This is a genomic window from Streptacidiphilus fuscans (genome assembly GCF_015690355.1).
GTDB lineage: Bacteria > Actinomycetota > Actinomycetes > Streptomycetales > Streptomycetaceae > Streptacidiphilus > Streptacidiphilus fuscans.
This window is the reverse complement of sequence record NZ_JADPRT010000005.1, coordinates 142761-159290: the sequence shown is the minus strand read 5'-3', so window position 1 is coordinate 159290 and position 16530 is coordinate 142761. Positions and strand designations below refer to the sequence as shown.

Annotated in this window: 22 protein-coding genes; 10 read left to right on the top strand and 12 right to left on the bottom strand. The window is 69.5% G+C overall.

What is annotated here, in order from left to right:
* Nucleotides 1-137 precede the first annotated feature (137 nt).
* From I2501_RS13985 to I2501_RS13975, 3 genes are read left to right on the top strand one after another with little or no spacing between them, the layout of a single operon-like run.
* On the top strand, nucleotides 138-350 hold the full coding sequence (locus I2501_RS13985) for a hypothetical protein (protein WP_196194300.1): 213 nt from the start codon (nucleotides 138-140) through the stop codon (nucleotides 348-350).
* On the top strand, nucleotides 347-1372 hold the full coding sequence (locus I2501_RS13980; RefSeq protein ID WP_328806361.1) for a MerR family transcriptional regulator: 1026 nt from the start codon (nucleotides 347-349) through the stop codon (nucleotides 1370-1372). Before I2501_RS13985 ends, I2501_RS13980 begins: the two co-directional genes overlap by 4 nt.
* 28 nt (nucleotides 1373-1400) lie before the next feature.
* Nucleotides 1401-1664 carry an SRPBCC family protein gene (locus I2501_RS13975; protein ID WP_196194299.1) on the top strand — a complete coding sequence of 88 codons (264 nt, stop codon included), beginning with the start codon at nucleotides 1401-1403 and terminating at the stop codon, nucleotides 1662-1664.
* A 7-nt stretch (nucleotides 1665-1671) separates the two neighbouring features.
* Here I2501_RS13975 and tatC read toward each other — a convergent pair whose 3' ends face one another.
* The 5 genes from tatC to I2501_RS13950 all read right to left on the bottom strand — a co-directional run bounded on the left by tatC (nucleotide 1672) and on the right by I2501_RS13950 (nucleotide 4258).
* Nucleotides 1672-2556, bottom strand: coding sequence for a twin-arginine translocase subunit TatC (tatC, locus tag I2501_RS13970; protein WP_196194298.1), 885 nt, complete (start codon nucleotides 2554-2556; stop codon nucleotides 1672-1674).
* Between the two features lie 48 nt (nucleotides 2557-2604).
* Nucleotides 2605-2895, bottom strand: a complete 291-nt coding sequence (gene tatA / locus I2501_RS13965; protein ID WP_196194297.1) for a Sec-independent protein translocase subunit TatA — start codon at nucleotides 2893-2895, stop codon at nucleotides 2605-2607.
* 257 nt (nucleotides 2896-3152) lie between these two features.
* Nucleotides 3153-3383, bottom strand: coding sequence for a DUF6458 family protein (locus tag I2501_RS13960; RefSeq protein WP_196194296.1), 231 nt, complete (start codon nucleotides 3381-3383; stop codon nucleotides 3153-3155).
* 3 nt (nucleotides 3384-3386) lie between these two features.
* Nucleotides 3387-3665 carry a hypothetical protein gene (locus I2501_RS13955; protein ID WP_196194295.1) on the bottom strand — a complete coding sequence of 93 codons (279 nt, stop codon included), beginning with the start codon at nucleotides 3663-3665 and terminating at the stop codon, nucleotides 3387-3389.
* Between the two features lie 269 nt (nucleotides 3666-3934).
* Entirely contained in the window at nucleotides 3935-4258 is a 324-nt protein-coding gene (locus I2501_RS13950) for a hypothetical protein (protein ID WP_196194294.1), read from the bottom strand.
* Nucleotides 4259-4416: 158 nt separating this feature from the next.
* Between I2501_RS13950 and I2501_RS13945 the strand changes: the two genes are divergently transcribed.
* Complete coding sequence (locus tag I2501_RS13945; protein WP_196194293.1) at nucleotides 4417-4785, top strand: helix-turn-helix transcriptional regulator; 369 nt, start codon at nucleotides 4417-4419, stop codon at nucleotides 4783-4785.
* A gap of 194 nt (nucleotides 4786-4979) precedes the next feature.
* Nucleotides 4980-5777, top strand: a complete 798-nt coding sequence (locus I2501_RS13940; RefSeq protein ID WP_215909645.1) for a SigB/SigF/SigG family RNA polymerase sigma factor — start codon at nucleotides 4980-4982, stop codon at nucleotides 5775-5777.
* 87 nt (nucleotides 5778-5864) lie between these two features.
* On the opposite strand, the gene I2501_RS13935 is transcribed toward I2501_RS13940, so the two are convergent.
* The 3 genes from I2501_RS13935 to I2501_RS13925 all read right to left on the bottom strand — a co-directional run bounded on the left by I2501_RS13935 (nucleotide 5865) and on the right by I2501_RS13925 (nucleotide 7152).
* Nucleotides 5865-6218 carry a hypothetical protein gene (locus tag I2501_RS13935; RefSeq protein WP_196194291.1) on the bottom strand — a complete coding sequence of 118 codons (354 nt, stop codon included), beginning with the start codon at nucleotides 6216-6218 and terminating at the stop codon, nucleotides 5865-5867.
* 188 nt (nucleotides 6219-6406) lie between these two features.
* Complete coding sequence (locus tag I2501_RS13930) at nucleotides 6407-6709, bottom strand: WhiB family transcriptional regulator (RefSeq protein ID WP_196194290.1); 303 nt, start codon at nucleotides 6707-6709, stop codon at nucleotides 6407-6409.
* Between the two features lie 92 nt (nucleotides 6710-6801).
* Entirely contained in the window at nucleotides 6802-7152 is a 351-nt protein-coding gene (locus tag I2501_RS13925) for a PRC-barrel domain-containing protein (RefSeq protein WP_196194289.1), read from the bottom strand.
* A 382-nt stretch (nucleotides 7153-7534) separates the two neighbouring features.
* Here I2501_RS13925 and I2501_RS40245 point away from each other — a divergent pair, with 382 nt between their 5' ends.
* Entirely contained in the window at nucleotides 7535-7669 is a 135-nt protein-coding gene (locus I2501_RS40245) for a hypothetical protein (RefSeq protein WP_268926918.1), read from the top strand.
* Between the two features lie 161 nt (nucleotides 7670-7830).
* Here the strand turns inward: I2501_RS40245 and I2501_RS13920 are convergent, their stop codons facing one another.
* Both I2501_RS13920 and I2501_RS39320 read right to left on the bottom strand, forming a co-directional pair.
* Nucleotides 7831-8877, bottom strand: coding sequence for a mechanosensitive ion channel family protein (locus I2501_RS13920; protein WP_328806360.1), 1047 nt, complete (start codon nucleotides 8875-8877; stop codon nucleotides 7831-7833).
* A 397-nt stretch (nucleotides 8878-9274) separates the two neighbouring features.
* Nucleotides 9275-9448: a hydrophobic protein gene (locus I2501_RS39320; RefSeq protein WP_236046332.1), complete on the bottom strand. Its 174-nt coding sequence runs from the start codon at nucleotides 9446-9448 to the stop codon at nucleotides 9275-9277.
* Nucleotides 9449-9654: 206 nt separating this feature from the next.
* On the opposite strand from I2501_RS39320, the gene I2501_RS39315 reads away from it, so the two are divergent.
* Complete coding sequence (locus I2501_RS39315) at nucleotides 9655-9897, top strand: hypothetical protein (RefSeq protein ID WP_196194677.1); 243 nt, start codon at nucleotides 9655-9657, stop codon at nucleotides 9895-9897.
* 101 nt (nucleotides 9898-9998) lie between these two features.
* A complete protein-coding gene (locus I2501_RS13910; protein ID WP_408022732.1) occupies nucleotides 9999-10400 on the top strand; it encodes a helix-turn-helix transcriptional regulator in 402 nt (133 codons plus the stop codon).
* A 665-nt stretch (nucleotides 10401-11065) separates the two neighbouring features.
* Here the strand turns inward: I2501_RS13910 and I2501_RS13905 are convergent.
* The gene (locus I2501_RS13905; RefSeq protein ID WP_196194287.1) at nucleotides 11066-12430 is read right to left on the bottom strand and encodes a glutamate decarboxylase; all 1365 of its coding nucleotides are present in this window, start codon (nucleotides 12428-12430) and stop codon (nucleotides 11066-11068) included.
* A 234-nt stretch (nucleotides 12431-12664) separates the two neighbouring features.
* The gene (locus I2501_RS13900; protein ID WP_196194631.1) at nucleotides 12665-13633 is read right to left on the bottom strand and encodes a DUF389 domain-containing protein; all 969 of its coding nucleotides are present in this window, start codon (nucleotides 13631-13633) and stop codon (nucleotides 12665-12667) included.
* A gap of 238 nt (nucleotides 13634-13871) precedes the next feature.
* Between I2501_RS13900 and I2501_RS13895 the strand changes: the two genes are divergently transcribed.
* Complete coding sequence (locus I2501_RS13895) at nucleotides 13872-14777, top strand: cyclase family protein (RefSeq protein WP_196194286.1); 906 nt, start codon at nucleotides 13872-13874, stop codon at nucleotides 14775-14777.
* A gap of 137 nt (nucleotides 14778-14914) precedes the next feature.
* Nucleotides 14915-16495: a GMC oxidoreductase gene (locus I2501_RS13890; protein ID WP_196194285.1), complete on the top strand. Its 1581-nt coding sequence runs from the start codon at nucleotides 14915-14917 to the stop codon at nucleotides 16493-16495.
* The last annotated feature ends 35 nt before the right edge of the window (nucleotides 16496-16530 follow it).

Genomic DNA, 16530 nt, shown 5'->3' with positions numbered 1-16530 from the left:
CCGGATTCGTCCGCGAACGCCTGGGCTGTGGGGCGCGCTGACCGCCTGCGGGGGAAAACGATGCGCTAGCTGTGCGCTGTGACGTGGCGCCGGCAGGCGGTAAGGCTTGGACCAGGACCGCGCACCTGGAGGTCGCCATGACCGGTCTCGTCCCCCTGCTTCCGCCGGCACAGCCCCTGGTCCGTCCCGAGGAGACTCCGGAGTGCGAGTCCTCCACGTGCCACGGGATCTCGATCCACGACCCGGTCTACCATCACGACATGTGGTGGACCTGGGTCGGCCTGATCGGCCTGACCGTCCTCGTGCTCCCGACCGTGGGCTTCGTGATCGGACGGATCTTCGCCCTGTGAACACCGTCCACGAGCCTCAGCCGTCCGGGGCAGGGACCGTGCCGGGCGACGAGCAGGCGGGTCTGCCGACGGGCGAGGTCGCCCGTCGGCTCGGCGTCTCGCCCGTCACGTTGAGGTCCTGGGAACGCCGCTACGGCATCGGCCCCGCCCACCGCGAACAGGGACGTCACCGTCGCTGGTCAGCGGCCGACATCGCGCTGCTGGAGGCGATGTGCGAACTCACCTCACAGGGGCTCCCCCCGGCGGAAGCCGCCCGGGTCGCCGCCGACCGGCGGGCGTGCCAGGACCCGTCCCCGGCCCGCGGCGAACCCCCGACGGGTGGGGGCGCAAAGCCGTCGGACCTCGCCGGTGACGAGACCCGGCTCCTCGTGCGCGGACTCGTCCGGGCGGCCGACCGCCTCGACGCTCCCACCCTGCAAGAGTCGCTGGCGGACGCGGTGGACCTGTGGGGCGTCGAGGACGCGTGGGAGGCGGTGATCGCCCCGACGTTGCGCGCCGCCGGACGGCGATGGGCCACGGTGGGCGAGCCCTACGTCGAGGTCGAGCACTTCCTCTCCTGGCACATCGCCGCGGAGCTCCGTCGGCGCGCCTACCCCGTTGCCCGCCAAGGGCCCGTAGCGCTGCTCGCAGCGGTTCCCGCCGAAGACCACACGCTGCCCCTGGACGCGCTCGCCGCCGCGCTGACCGGGCGGGGGATCGCCTTCAGAATGCTCGGCGCCTCCGTCCCGCCCCCGGCCCTCGTCCACGCGATGCGGCGCCTGGGTCCGGCGGCTGTCGTCCTGTGGTCGCAGACCAGTGCTACCGCCATGCCGGGCCTCGCCGCCGCAGTCCCCAACCGCATGTTCGGCGTCGCGGGCGCCCGCCGTCGGCCCCTGCTGCTACTCGCCGGCCCAGGCTGGCGCGGCGTCAAGGTCCCGGACTGCGCGGTGCTTCCGCAATCCCTGCGGGCCGCGGTCGACTGCATCGGGGCACGGGCTGGACTGGGCGTCCCGTCCAACGGGGCCGTGACAACGAAGGCCTGAAGGAAACCGAAGAGACAAGGAGTCCGACATGGCGATCACGGTGGAGCGTTCCTTCGTGGTCGGTACCCCCGCGGCGACCGTGACGCTCTATCTGGCGGCCACCGACCAGATCGCAGTGCGCCCGCAGGGAAGCGGCAGCCTGATCACCTACCGCGCCATCCTCCGCTTCAACGGCGTATTCCGGCTCGCCGAGCCGCTGCTGCGAAGCTCGTTCGACGAACTCGCCGACGCCGTCCAGGTCCGGCTCACCCAGGTCCTCCACGCGCTGCCCGCTCGCGGGACGGTCAAGTGAGACCCCTTCAGAGGATGTCATCCGGTTCGACGGGTTGCGGGGAGGGAAGCGGCGAGGCTTCGCCGTCTGCGAGTGCTTCGCTGCGGGCGGTCCTGCGGCGGTCGTGGGCCGTGCAGACGGCGAGGGAAGCGAGGAAGAGCAGGCAGATGGGAACGGCGAGGACGGTCATGGTGAGTGGGTCGCCGGTGGGGACCGCGATCGCGGAGAAGACGAAGATGCCGAAGATGACGGGCCGCCACATCCGGCGCAGCCGGGCCGCGCTGACCGCGCCGATGTGGTTCAGGGCGACGATGAGGACGGGCAGTTCGAAGGAGAGTCCGAAGACCAGGACCATGCGCAGGAAGAAGTCGAGGAACTGGTCGCCTTCGATCACCAACCCGAACGCGCTCGGGTTGAAGGACGCGAGGATGCCCAGGGCCTTGGGGAACACCTTGTAGGCCAGGGCGGCACCGGCCAGGAACAGCGGTACGGCCGCGGCCACGAACGCGAGGCCGAAGCGCTTCTCGCGCCGGTACAGGCCGGGGGCGACGAATGCCCACAGCTGGTAGGACCACACCGGGCAGGACAGGATCACGCCGGCGGCCAGGGCGATCTTGAAGCTGAAGCCGAGCGGCGTCAGCACGCCCTGCAGCACCAGGACGCCGTTCGGGCAGGCCGGGGTGGGGGTTCCGACACCGTGGACGTGATGGAGCAGGCAGGCGGGCCGGGTGAGGGCGTTGATGATGCGGCCGCGCAGCGCCCAGCCGACTCCTGTGCCGGCGAGCAGCGCGAGCAACGCTTTGATCAGGCGGGAGCGCAGCTCGATCAGGTGCTCGCGCAGTGGCATCACCCCGTCCGGCGACGTCGCGGGATTCGCGGTGTCGGGAGGCGCGGACGCGGCGGTCGTGTTCACCTGTGCTCCTCGGCGGGCGGTGCGCGTGGCGCGTCGCTTGAGCGCGGGTCAGGTGGTGTGCGCCGGCTTCTCCCGTGGGGTGTCAGCGTGTTGGGCGACGGGTCCTTCGGGCACGGCCGACCGCAGCGGGGTCGCAGGGTCGGCGGCAGCGGAGGTGTCGGGGGCGGCGGGCTCCGTGGGATCGGCGGGCGGCTCGTCATGCAGGGCGCGGGTCTCGGCCTTGAGAATGCGCAGAGACCTGCCGAGCGCGCGGGCGGAGTCGGGCAGGCGCTTGGCGCCGAACAGGACCAGCACCACCAGCGCGACAATGACGATTTCCAGAGCGCGGTTCTCCAGCATGATGACCTCCCAGGTGCGCCTGGTTGTAAGGGCAGGACGAAGCGTCCGGCCAAGGCACCATGCGTGGCCGCGGTGACCGTCATGAAGGATTCGTCGCCCGGCGCGTCCCGGATGGGTCGAGACGGCACCCTTTTGGGAAGGTTCACCGGTGAGGCCGGTGCTGCGCTGAGCGGCAGCCCCCGGCGCCCAGCGGCAGCCCCCGCCGGTCAGCGGCGGCCGGCGGCGGTCAGCGGCGCGTCGGCCGAAGCAGCGGCGGATCAGTAGCCGTCGCGGTAGTGGCGCTCCTCGACGATCTCGGAGTCCGCAACGCGGTCGCCGAGGAAGCGGCGGCGGTGGAAGAGCGCGCCGTAGGTGATCAGCCCGAGCAGCCCGGCGACCATCAGGATCACCCCGACCACGGGCAGGTCCACGCCCTTGACGTGCCAGTCGACGCCGAAGGCGAGGACCGCACCGGCGGCGAAGACGAGGATGCAGCCTCCTATGCCCATGGTTCAGCGCTCCTTTCCGAGCGTTGCGTGACGCAGCACCGACGCCAGTCCCAGGTACGTGAAGGCAGGCACGCCGTAGACGAGCACGGCCCGCCCGGTCGCGTTCGCCACGCCGTCGAAGAGGCCGCGCGACCAGGTGGCCAGCCAGTCGGCGGCGGTGCGGAAGAACCGCACGGCCGGGTCGCCGGTGTCGGCGCCGACAAGATCCATCAGCAACCAGCCGATCAGGACGATCGCCGCGAGTATCGCGGCGAGTCTGATCAAGTACGGGATGCCGGACATGGTTTCTCACTCCTCGTCCGCCCCCGGCTGTCCCGTGCCGGGGCGGGGGAGCGGCAGCCGCCCGACACATCGTCAGGGCGCGCCTGCCCCGATCCGGTCGGTGGAAACGGCGGTGCGAGGCTTCCCATCGGCCCACCGGCCCCCGAGTCGTTCACGAAGGCCCGTCAAGAGGCTGCTGGGGTGGGGGAGGCACGCATCGCGAGCAGCCGGGCCAAGGAGGGACGCTTTCCTGCTTCGGCGTCGCCGAGGCGCATTGCAGGCAGTCGGGTTCAGGCAGCGGTCACGGCCGGCGGTGGGCCGGGATCCGGGGGTGTGGAAGAGAGTAGGGGACTGTCGGGGTGGTCGGGCCATCGGGCGGCCATCTCCAGCAGGGTCTGCCACAGGGCCTGGGCCCGCTGCTCCTCGATCGACAGGCCCGGCGTCGTCGGCACGCGGGCGGCGAGCTGGAAGAAGGCCTCGAGTCCGAGGACGGCCTGCTCCACGGTGCGCAAGGCGCCCGTGACGGTCTTGGGCGCCGCAGGGTCTGCGGATGTGGGTGCGCCGAGGCGGGCGCGCAGGAACGCGGCGAGGTTGTCGAGTTCGTCGCGTGTCAACCTGGGCACCTCCTGACAAGCGGCGGGCCGCGCGGTAGGGAAGGGGGTTGCGCGGTGGGGTGCCCACAGCTTGAGTCCGCGACCTGATCCTGTCAACCATTGCGTGAAATCTATGTCCACTATCGCGATACGTGAAATAAATGTCGTATGATGACGGGATGGAACCGACACCGGGCTCAAGAACGGGCTGGACCTTTCTGACCAACCACGCCCGGGTCCTGGTGCAGATCGCACGGGATCCCGGCGTGCGAGTGCGCGACATAGCCGCCACGTGTCTGTTGACCGAGCGCGCGGTTCAGCGCATCATCGCCGACCTGGAGGACGGTGGCTACCTCACCCACACCCGGGTCGGGCGCACCAACCGCTACCAGGTCACCGCCGGCAGTCCTCTCCGGCATCCGGCAGACGCCGGACCCACGGTCGCCGACCTGCTGTCCCTGCTGGCCGCCCATGGACCCCTCGGCGACGCCGCCCCGGCCGTCACCACCGACATCGAGCCGAACGGCTTCCGCGCAAGCGCCGTCTGAGTTGCGCCCGCGACGGCTGAGGAACCGCTCAACCTGAAGCCCCGCTCAACCTGAGGAACCGCTCAACAGGAAGAAACAAAGCCCACTTCGAGGAGGGACGACACGTGAACCCGGGAGCTCTTGAGCCGACAGAGCAGCGCCACGCCCACACCCGGACTGCAGCCGACATCCGCGCCCACGACTGCGACCAGGTCCTGCCCTCGATCGCGTGCGACCCGGTCACGCTGGACCTGCTCGAGGTACGCGCCCTCACCGACGTGCTGTTCGTCCGGCTGCGGGAGTTGGAGGAGGGCACGCGCGAGTACTCCTACGTGCGCAACACCCTGGTCGAGCTCAACATGAGCCTGGTGCGCACCGCCGCACAGCGGTTCGCACACCGCCGCGAATCCCAGGAGGACATCCTCCAGGTCGGCGTGGTGGGCCTGATCAAGGCCATCAACGCGTTCGACATCGGACGCGGGGTCGAGTTCGTCACCTACGCGCTGCCCACCATCACCGGCGAGATCAAGCGCCACTTCCGCGACACCAGCTGGTCCGTCCACGTTCCCCGCCGCCTGCAGGAGCTGCGCCTCCACCTCGCCAAGGCCGACGATGCGCTGGAACAGGAACTGGGCCGCGCGCCCACCACCGCGGAACTCGCTGACCATCTCGGTATCAGCGAGGGCGAGGTGACCGAGGGCCGGATCGCCGCTGACGCCTACACCGCCGGAACCCTCTCCACCCCTGCCGGTGACGAGGACCAGGACGACAGCCCGCTGCAGCGCCGCCTTGGCACCTGCGACCATGACCTGGAGCTGGTCGTCGACCTGACTGCGCTGCACCAGATCCTGCCCGGCCTGCCGGAAGCCGACCGCTTCCTGCTCAAGCTGCGGTTCGTCGACGAGCTCACCCAGGCCCAGATCGGCGAGCGGATCGGCTGCTCGCAGATGCACGTCTCCCGCCGGCTGAACCGCACCCTGACCGACCTGCGCGAACAGCTCGAGCGCCAGTAGCCGACGCCCCTGCGGGGCCGGCAACGCCCCGAGCGGTCAGGCGCCGCGCGTGCTCGCCGTACCGTTCGGGGCGGACCGCCGCCGGTGTCAGACCTGTCGCGGGGAAAGGCTCGGCCGTTCGCGGTCTTCGGTCGTGCGGGCCAGTCGCCATGCGACGAGCGCGACGGTCACCGCTGCAGCAGCCCCGAGCGTCGCGGACCAGTGCCGTCCGGCTGTGTGCGGCCTGACTCGGGCGGTGAGGCTGCCTGCGGTGCGCTGCGCGCCCGCGGCCGCGTCCCGGGCCGATCCATGCACCTGCGAGGCGCTGTCCTTGAGGTGGGCCGCGGTGGACCGTGCGGATCCCATCGCATGGCCGGAGTGTGCTCTCGCCGCCTCGACCGCGCCGACGGCAGCGTGCGTGACATCCTGCAGACGACCCTGGGTGATGGTGTGCTTGCGCACGAGATCCCCTTTCATGACGGTTGTGCAGGTATCGGTCAGTGGGCGTCTGTCCCGCAGGGGCGGTCCTACCCAGCCGAGTCGGGGCGGCGAAATCCGCCGGCGCTGACTGGATGCGGACGCAGCCAGCCGCAGCCCCGTCACGGGTCACGGGCGGCCCTCGCGGTGAAGCCGGTGCCAGGCCGCGTGCCTCATGCTGCGATGCGGGCGGGACTACGCCGACGGCGGCGGAGCACAGTGGCGCGCTCGTCCTCGCTCAGGCCACCCCAGACCCCGTAGGGCTCGCGGGCCGCCAGCGCGTACGCGCGGCAGTTCACGAGGACCGGGCAGGTGGCGCAGACGCCCTTCGCGGCCCGCTCCCTGTCCTCGAAGTCCCGGCCCCGTTCGCCGGCCGGGTGGAAGAAGAGCTGAGTGTCGTAGCTCGCGCAAGCGGCCTCCTCCTGCCACACCCATGCCTGTTCCATCGGCCCGGGCAGATCCGGCTTACGTCCCATCAGTTGTCCAACCCCGCTTTCATCGTTGCGTCGCCGCCCCGCCGCCTGTTCGCGCCCGTGCGGCCTGCTCATGTGAAAGGACCAGGGAGCGCTTACAGGAGCCAGGGCGCGTAGTAGGCGCTGATCTGCTGCTGGTACTCGAAATCACCGTCGTGCCGGTCACGGTCGAACTCGGGGGCGTTCTTGATCTCGTCCTTGCTGCGGTCCACGTAGACCACCCGGTCGAGGGGGTCGACCTTGACGATCGTGCCGACCGGCAGAGGCACGTGCTTGCCGAAGATCCATATACCGGTGTCGACGGCGATCCGGCCGGCGTCGGCCTCGTCGCTGTGCTTGTCGACCTTTCCGATCCGGCCGTCGGTTGCCTCCACCTCGAACCCGGCGAGGTTCATGCCGGGTTGGTAGCCGGTGTCCTGACGGTGGGTCCAGAAGTTGCTCTCCATGAGCGCTCCTTCTTCTTCTTCTTCGAGAGAGAAAAGCGAACGCCGTCCTGCGCCTGCGGGCAGCGCCTGCCCCGCGGTTCGGCAGCGGCGGCGGTCGCTGCGGAGTCCTTGGCCACAGGGGGGACGCCAGGGCTCCGCTGTCCGGTCTCGGCCATGGCCGGTCCTTCCGAACGAGAGGCGTCTAACCGCTGATCGGGCGTCAAAACATATCCGCGGAAAGGCTGGATGAGGCACAGGGGGCTCAACGCCCCGGCGACGCGCACGACGGCGGTGTCGTTGAAGTTCTGAGCACCAGCGCCGATGGGTGTTTGGCCCGACGGATCCGGGTCAGGCGCTCACAGGTGTGTTCTGTCCCGAGGTCCTGACGACGGAGGGGAACGACATGATCTTCCTGGCGCTGCTGCTGCCGCCGTTCCTGCTGCTGATGCTGCTCGCTCTGGGGCGCTGGGAGGAGTTCGAGCTCTCCGACGACAAGCTGCGCCGTTCGGAGCACCGACGACGCGCCCACCGCGACTAGGGCCTGTTTTAGAACTCCCGCCGGGCCCGGCCCGCCTGGCACGGTCATCTGCTGCGTTGTCGAATCGCCCAAGTACGGCCCAGTACGAGGGCGATCCTCCGCCTTGCAGCTGACCGCACCAGACGGGCCGGGCTGATCCGACGCGAGTTCTAAAACAGGCCCTAGGACTCGGGACCGCGGCCCGGGCGGGTGTCGACGCTGATCCGTGGCAGCGCGTAGGGGTGCCGGTCGCGCAGGTAGGCGACCAGCTCCTCGCGGACCAGGCAGCGCAGTTCGAAGGCGTCGGAGGCGTTGTCCGCGGTCATCAGAGCCCGGACCACCAGTGTGGTCGGGGTGGTGTCGACCACCTGAAGCGCCTCACCCTTGCCGTTCCACAAGGGAGTTGAGCGCAGCAGCGTGCCGAGCCGTTCACGCAGCTCGCCGATCGGGGCGGAGTGGTCCAGGTGGATCAGCGCTGTCCCGGTGATGGCAGGGTCCTGGCGGGACCAGTTCTCGAAGGGCTTTCCTGCGAAGTAGGAGACCGGCATCACGATCCGGCGCTGGTCCCAGGTGGCGACGACCACGTACGTGAGGGTCAGCTCCTCGACCGTGCCCCATTCACCCGCGACCACGACCTCGTCGCCGATCCGCACCATGTCCGCGAAGGCGAGCTGCATCCCGGCAAAGAGGTTGGCCAGCGTGCTCTGTGCCGCGATGCCTGCCACCACGCCGACCAGTCCCGCCGATGCGAGGATGCTCGCGCCGATGGTCCTGGCCGTGTGAAAGGTCATCAGGATGGCGGCGACCGCGATCACTGCGGACAGCACCCCGGTGATCCGGCGGAGCAGGTCCGCCTGGGTGCGTACCCTGCGGATCCGCGCGGCGTCTCGTGAGCCGATCTCGTAGCGTGCCAGCCCGAGGTCGATGCCGAGCGTCGTCACCCGGTACGCCAGCCATGCCGAGGCCCCGATCACCAGGATGGCCAGCAGGTGGCCGAGGTCCTGGGCGAGCCCCGGACCCGGCGCGGCCCGTTGCTCGCCCAGCAGGGCCAGCCCGAGAGCCAACGTCAGCAGCAACGGGCGCCGGCAGCGGCGCATCAGGAGCACGGAAGTCGTCGCGGCGCGGGCCCGCGTGATCCGCCGGGCCAGACCTTCGGCGCCCCGCACCACGAGCCATGCAGTCAGCAACGCCGACACGCCGACCAGGCCGAGTCGTATGGCTGTTCCCACGAACGCGCTCACCCGGCCGGGTCGTGCCGCTTGTCCAACTCCGTCTGCCGGGTCTTCAGCACTCCGGCCTGCACGGTCCGTTCCGTTCGCATCGGTCCTCCCCGTCGACGCTCCCGCGGCCCCGAGCGGGGCCGGGCGGGGCGCGTCTGCCCGGCGATCCGGGGTCCAAACAGCACGCGTCAGCGTGATCCCTCAGCGCGGGCGCCGCCTCCCGGTCGATGCGACTGCCGGCAGGTGTGACCGGTCAGCGCTGACGCCTCACGCGGCGCGCCGAGGCAGTTCCGCCCAGACGGCCTTTCCCGAGCCACGAGGCTCCCATCCCATGAGGTGGACAGACAGTCGACAATCCCTGAGAGGACGAGCCGCCAGCGGGACCGGGTCCTGGGTGGATCGGTCATCACCATCGATACCAGCGCCTGCGCCCGCCACCCACTCCTTCCCCGGCTCGGAAGACGAAGCCCAGGAGCCAGAGCACGAGGACCGCGAGTGCGACCCACCACAGAATGTGGAGGGCGAACCCGACGCCGCCGAGAATCAATGCGACCAACAGAACCAGAATCACGACACCCATGAGATACCAACCTCCTTGGCCGCGCGCCTGCCCGCTCCGACGGCCCTTATGCATGCGGCTGGACGACCCGAGTGTTGGCAGTGCCGTGTGTTTCTTCCGCGCGGCGCGGGGCAGCCGCCCCGCATGGTGAGAACCGGCCCTGGCCCCGGCGACCGAGGTCGCCGCTGCGAGTGGTCGCCGATTCAGGCAGTCTGGGGAGTATGAGTATGAATCGTCCGGAAGACGTGGAAAACGCCCGCCGTGAAGCCCATGTGACGGTCAGTCCGGTCCACGACGACGGGTCGGGCGAGCCCACCCGTCGGGTGGACGTGGCCGCGATGCCCGTGGGCAACGCCTACAGCGTGGCTGACGTCGCCGAGTTCATGCGGCGTGCGGGTCTGGACGCCGCCCTCATCCAGGATCCGGGCATCGTGGCGTGGCAGGGCGGCGGCCCTGACGTGTGGCGGTGATCGGCGGCGCAGCGTGCCGCCCCGCCCAGCCCCGTCAAGCATTGCACGAATAGGTTGTCGTCCCTCATGAAGCGTGAAACAGCAGTCGTACGATGGTGACTATGGAGCACGTGACTGGTCCCCGAGCCACATGGACCTTCCTGACCAACCACGCGCGGGTGCTGGTGCAGATCTCACGTGATCCAGGGATCCGGGTGCGCGACATTGCCGCACGCTGCCTGCTGACCGAACGCGCGGTGCAGCGGATCATCACGGACCTGGAGGACGAGGGCTACCTGGCCCATACCCGGGTCGGACGCGCCAACAGGTACCAGGTCACCGCCTCCAGCCCCCTGCGGCACCCGGCTGACGCCGGCCCCACCGTCGCCGACCTCCTCGCGTTGCTCACCCCGAGCGGCACGACGAGGGCCGGCGCCTTGGGCGGCACGCCCGTCTCCGAGCGCGGCGTCGAACCTGAGCCTGGACATCCTCGACCCTCGGCCGCAGACACGTCTGTGAGTTAGCGATCGGGAGAAGGGGGCAGGCGCACCTCCACACCGGGAGCGAACCCCTTCGGAAGGGGCCACAACGGACAGCCGAGGTGGAGACGATGCTGCAGCAATCCGGGACCGGGACCGAGACCGAGACCGGGACCGCGATCGACAGGACTGCCCGTCGGGACCGGCTGGGACGTTGGCAGGCCTCCGAACCCGCACATCCGGATCCGGTCCCGCCTGTCCCGACACCCGCGCCGCCCGGAGGCCCGGAACCGGGCCCTGATCCCGGGCCCCGGCCGAGCCCGCTGGGCCCCGATCCGCTGCCGCCTCCGCGGCCCGAGCCGCTGGGCCCGGATCCGGTGCCACCGCCCCCACCGGGCCGCCCGGGTCCCGGCCCCAGTCCGGGGCCCGGGTACGCAGAGCGTCCCCGGCGACGGACCCAAACCGTGGCAACATCCCCGGGAACGAGGCGGTCGAGATGCGGCTGCGTCTGACCTGAGCCCTCCGCGGGCGGGACGCGCGTCCGGAGACAGGCCATCGGACAAGCCCCGTTTGCGCACGGGCGGGCGGGTTAGACGCGTCCCGTCCCCGGGTTCCCCGAGGACGGCGGCGCCCCGATTTCCCCCGGACCAGGGCGCCGCTCCGGACGAAACGCCCGGCGTGTCGGACAAGAAGTTCAGCCCGCCGAATGCTCAGTAGCCGGTCCCTCCCTTGACCCGGGCACGCTCGATGTCGCTGGTCGCACCCTTGTGGTCCAAGGTGGCGCACGCGCGGGCGATGTCCTGGGTCAGGCGCTCGACCTGCTCGCGGCTCATGGTCTCCTTGACCAGGGCCCTCAAGATCTTCACTCGCTCGGCGTTGGGCGGAAGCGTGTACGCCGGCACCATCCAGCCGCGCTCGGCGGACAGTTGCCAGGCGATGTCGGACTCGTCGTAGGCGTGTTTGCCGACAAGGCGGAACGCGGCCAGCGGCAGCTGTTCGAGGTCGCTGCCGATCACTTCGAAGCGGCCGCTGTCACGCAGGTTGTCCGCCAGCGCGCGGGCGTTCGACTGCATCGTCTCCATGACGTAGGTGTAGCCCTGGCGACCCAGCCGTACGAAGTTGTAGTACTGCGCGAGCACCATCGAAGCGCCGGTGGAGAAGTTCAGTGTGAACGTCGCGTCGGTCTTGCCCAGGTAGTTCTCGTAGAACACCAGGTCCTTGGCCAGGTCGGTCTCCTGGCGGAAGATCAGCCAGCCGATGCCGGGGTAGACCAGTCCGTACTTGTGTCCCGAGACGTTGATCGATCGGACCTGTTCGAGCTGGAAGTCCCACTTCGAGTCCGGGTAGAGGAAGGGCCACACGAAGCCGCCGCTTGCGGCGTCGACGTGGATCGGGATGTCGAGGTCCTGTTCCGTGCGGACGTCCCGCAGAAGCTTGTCGATCCCGACGACGTCGTCCTTGTGACCCGTGAACGTGGTGCCGAGGACGGCAACGACGCCGATCGTGTTCTGGTCGAGGTGGGGCTCCACGTCCTGCGGGCCGATCGTGTACTTGTCCTCGGCAAGCGGCACGATCCGCGGCTCGACGTCGAAGTAGCGGCAGAACTTCTCCCACACGACGTGGACGTCCCCGCCGAAGACCAGGTTGGGCCGGTCGACGGACAGGCCGGCCGCCTTGCGGCGCTCCCGCCACTTCCACTTCAGCGACAGCGCGCCGAGCATGATCGCCTCGGAGGAGCCCTGGGTCCGACATCCGGCGGTCTTACCCGGCGCATGGAAGAGATCGGCGAGCATCCGCACACAGCGCTGCTCGATCTCCGCCGAGATGGGGTACTCCGCGTGATCGATGAAGTTCCGGTGGAGGTTCTCGGCGATGATCCGCTGTGCCTCCGGCTCCATCCACGTGGTGACGAACGTGGCGAGGTTGCGCTGCGGGTCGCCCTCCATGACGAGGTCCTCGTCCAGCAGTCGCATCGCGTCCGTCGCGGACATGCCCCTCTCGGGAAACGTCTCCGAGGGAGCGGGCGTGGTCAGGAAGCGGTTACCGAACAGGGCCTCGACGTCACTCTTGCTCATGTCTGCGACTCAACCACTTCCGGGCGGAGAGTCGTGCCCGGGACTCGTGAGCCGGACCTGAAAGCACCTGAACGGCACAGCGCGTTGCAGGCCTCCTATCGGCGGAGCCGGAAGGTGCGCGTTCGATCTGCTCACCATGGAGCTGGGGACGGCGTTCGCGCCGGAACGCGCAGGACGCCTCCTCCACGGGCTGAGGACATGGATCGGCCCGGCAGGCGATGGAACTGCATCGAGTCACCGCGGTGGTCGCCACCCGCCCCTTCTGTGAGACTCGCGGCGGCCCACGCGCCGCCAGATGGCCCGCTGGACCTTGAGCGTGAGTGTGCCGACAACGATCAGCACAACGATGTTGACGAGGAGTTGGATCAACGATCCGCGAGCCTCACTCCAGCTGCCGAACGCGAGGGAGACGCCGATGTCCGCAGCCGCCGGAATGGTGGTGACGGAGATGAAGACGCCGAGCAGTGCGCTCGTCCGGGCTTCCGTGAGCGAGACGATGCCGACGATTCCGGCCAGCGCTGCGACGGCGAAGGAGAAGAAGTTCGGTGTGTCGATCAGGCTGGAGACGGGTCGCAGTCCGGCGCTGTACGCCTTCGACTGAAATCCGAAGCCACGGATCATCAGGCTGAACAGGAACGTGGCGGCGATGGCCAGCAGAAAGCCGACGAGCAGCGCGCACAGTCCTTGGCGGATCCGCGGACCCGTGTGCTGGTCGATGCCGAGGGCGATGCTCACGATGGCCCCGTACTCGGGCCCGACGACCATGGCGGCGACGATCAGGATCTGGGAGTTCGTCACGATGCCGACGGCTCCGAGCAGGCCCGCGACGACGAGGTAGAGGTAGAAGCTCGGCGTGTACGTCCCCTCCGCGCGGATGCGGGCCTCTACCTGGTCCCAGACCGGCGCGTTGCCGAGTCTGCCGAGCTGACGAGTTCTGGCCTCGTCCGCCCGATCGGAGAAGGCCATGTCGACCGGCTCGATGACGATCGAGCCGCGCCGGTCGAGGCGCAGGTCACGCAGGTGCCGCAGGACGTCGTTCGCCCCTCCGGTCAGTACGTCGCACACGATCACGTCGCCGTCCGGGTTGCGCGCGGCATCCCGCTGGGTGACCAGATTGAGCACGCTTGGATCGCTGCCGAGGCGCGCGAGCGCCCGCTCAGTGAGTTCCGCGGGGCTGACGAGGCGGAGGTGAATCATGTCCATGCGGCACCTCCGCGTTCGACCGTCATACTCTCCGCAACCCGCAGTCACCTCCAGTAACGCCACGGCTGCGGAAATCGGCAATCCAAGGTCCGTTGGCCGGTCGGGCGGAATCACCGCTTCTGTCGGATATTGGATCGTGCGGATATTGGATCGTGCCGGCAGTTCGACCGAGAACGGACGGGAAGCAAAGCAGTCCATGGACACCCACGTGCAGCCCGGGTCCTCCGGCGCAGGGCGAATGAGCCAGGATGAATTCCGGGTGCTGTACGAGCAGTTGCGGGGGCGAGCCCCGGGTGGCGCCCGCGGTGCCCTGGACACCGTCACCCCGGAGCGGATCCGGGTGGCGGCCGCCGAAGTCCGTACGGGCCGGACCGTCACCCTGGCCGCACCGGTGGAGACCGAGCCCGGGCCCGACAATCCGCAGCCGGCCGGCCACCGGCTCACCAGTCCGCCCGAGGAGGAAGCGGATCCCCGCGGGCTGCACTTCGCCACGGACCGGTTCAGCATGAACGTGCACGGTGACGCCGACTCACACTTGGACGCGCTGTGCCATGTGGTCTACGACGGCACGCTGTACGGAGGTGTCCCGGCGGCCACGCTGACACCCGCCGGAGCCACCGCCCTGTCCGTCGAGCTCGCGCGAGACGGGATCGTCGGGCGCGGTGTGCTGCTCGACATCCCGCGCCTGCGAGACGTTCCCTGGCTTGAACCCGGTGACCAGGTGACCGCAGCGGAACTCGTGGCTGCCGAGGAGGCCCAGCAGGTGCGGGTCGGCGCGGGCGACCTGCTCTTCGTCCGCGTCGGCCACCGGCGACGGCGAGTCGAGTCCGGAGCCTGGGACGCCGCCCACGCGCGCGCCGGGCTCCATCCCACCGCGATGGAGTTCCTGGCGGATCGTCGCGTGGCGGTGCTCGGTAGTGACAGCAACAACGACAGCGCACCGAGTGCGGTGGACGGCGTCGCCTTTCCGGTGCACGTGCTCGCTGTGCACGCTCTCGGCCTCCATCTCCTCGACTACCTCCAGTTCGAGGACCTGGTGCCGCTCTGCGTGCAGGAGCGCCGTTGGTCGTTCTTCTGCGTCATCGCACCGCTGCGGCTGCCCTCGGCCACCGGCTCTCCGGTCAACCCGATCGCGGTTCTCTGAGGTGCTGGGCGATCGGGTGAACGGCCCGCGCCGCCTCGGGGATCGACGCGCCCGCCGAAGTAACGCCCGATAGCTTGCGTTCTGACCTGGATTGGCCGCGCCGGGGCGAGGCCGACGACCTGAGGACGGAGGCCAGCATGGCCGACGAGCAGCACTACGACGTCATTGTCATCGGAACCGGCGCCGGCGGAGGCACCATCGCGCATCGGCTCGCCAACTCCGGCAAGCGGATCCTGATCCTCGAGCGCGGTGGCTACCTGCCGCGTGAACGCGACAACTGGGAGTCCACGGCCGTCTTCGTCAAGGGGAAGTACCTCGCCCCTGAGTCCTGGTACGACAGACACGGCAACGAGTTCCAGCCCGAGGTCAACTACTACGTCGGCGGCAACACCAAGTTCTACGGTGCCGCCCTCTTCCGCCTGCGTCCCGAGGACTTCGGCGAACTGCGGCACCACGGCGGCATCTCCCCTGCCTGGCCCATCGACTACCAGGATCTCGAGCCCTACTACACCCAGGCCGAGCACCTCTACCTGGTGCACGGCCGGCACGGGGAGGACCCCGGCGAGGGCCCGGTCAGCGCGCAGTACGCCTATCCGCCGGTCGAGCACGAGCCGCGGATCCAGCAGCTCAGCGACGACCTGGAGAAGCAGGGGCTGCACCCCTTCCACCTGCCCATCGGGGTGAACCTCACCCAGGACGAGCACGGCCGCGCCACCCATGAGAGCGTCTGCATCCGGTGCAACCGGGTGGACGGCTTTCCCTGCCTGGTGCGCGGCAAGGCCGACTCGCAGGTCATCTGCGTCGAGCCGGCCCTGGAGCACGACAACGTGCGTATGGTCACCGGCGCCAACGTGCGGCGCCTGGAAACAGACCCGACCGGACGTGTGGTCACCAAGGTGGTGGCCGAACTCGACGACGGGACCACGACCGGCTTCAGCGCCGACATCGTCGTCGTCGCCTGCGGGGCAGTCAACTCCGCAGCGCTGCTGCTGCGGTCGGCGAACGAGTGGCACCCGCTCGGGCTGGCCAACAGTTCGGACGTGGTCGGCCGCCACTACATGCGGCACAACAACCTTGCGCTGATGGCGGTCTCGAAGGAGCCGAACGACACCCAGTTCCAGAAGACCCTCGCACTGAACGACTGGTACCTCGGTGCGGACGACTGGGACTACCCGCTCGGCGGCATCCAGATGCTGGGCAAGTCCGACGCCGACCAGATCCGCGGTGAGGCGCCACGCTGGGCCGGCAAGGCCTCACCGGACATGCCCTTCGAGGTTCTGGCGCACCACGCCGTGGACTTCTGGCTGTGCGGCGAAGACCTGCCCCAGCCGGACAACCGGGTCACCCTGGACGGAGACGGAAACATCCACCTGGCCCTGGACGAGAAGAACAACATCGAGGCGCTCGAGCACCTGCAACGCAAGCTCCAGGGCATGCTGGGACATCTGGGCATGCACCCGCACCACCTCATGCCGCACAGTCTCTATCTGCACAAGGGAATGCCGATCGGCGCCACCGCGCACCAGGCGGGCACCGTCCGCTTCGGAACCGACCCGACCAGTTCGGCTCTCGACGTCAACTGCAAGGCCCACGACCTCGACAACCTCTACGTCGTGGACACGAGTTTCTTCCCGAGCATCGGCGCGGTGAACCCCTCACTGACCGCCATCGCCAACGCCCTGCGGGTGGGTGACCACATCACCGACCGGCTGCGCTGAGGACGGCGTCCTTCCTCCCGGCGCCGCGCCCTTCG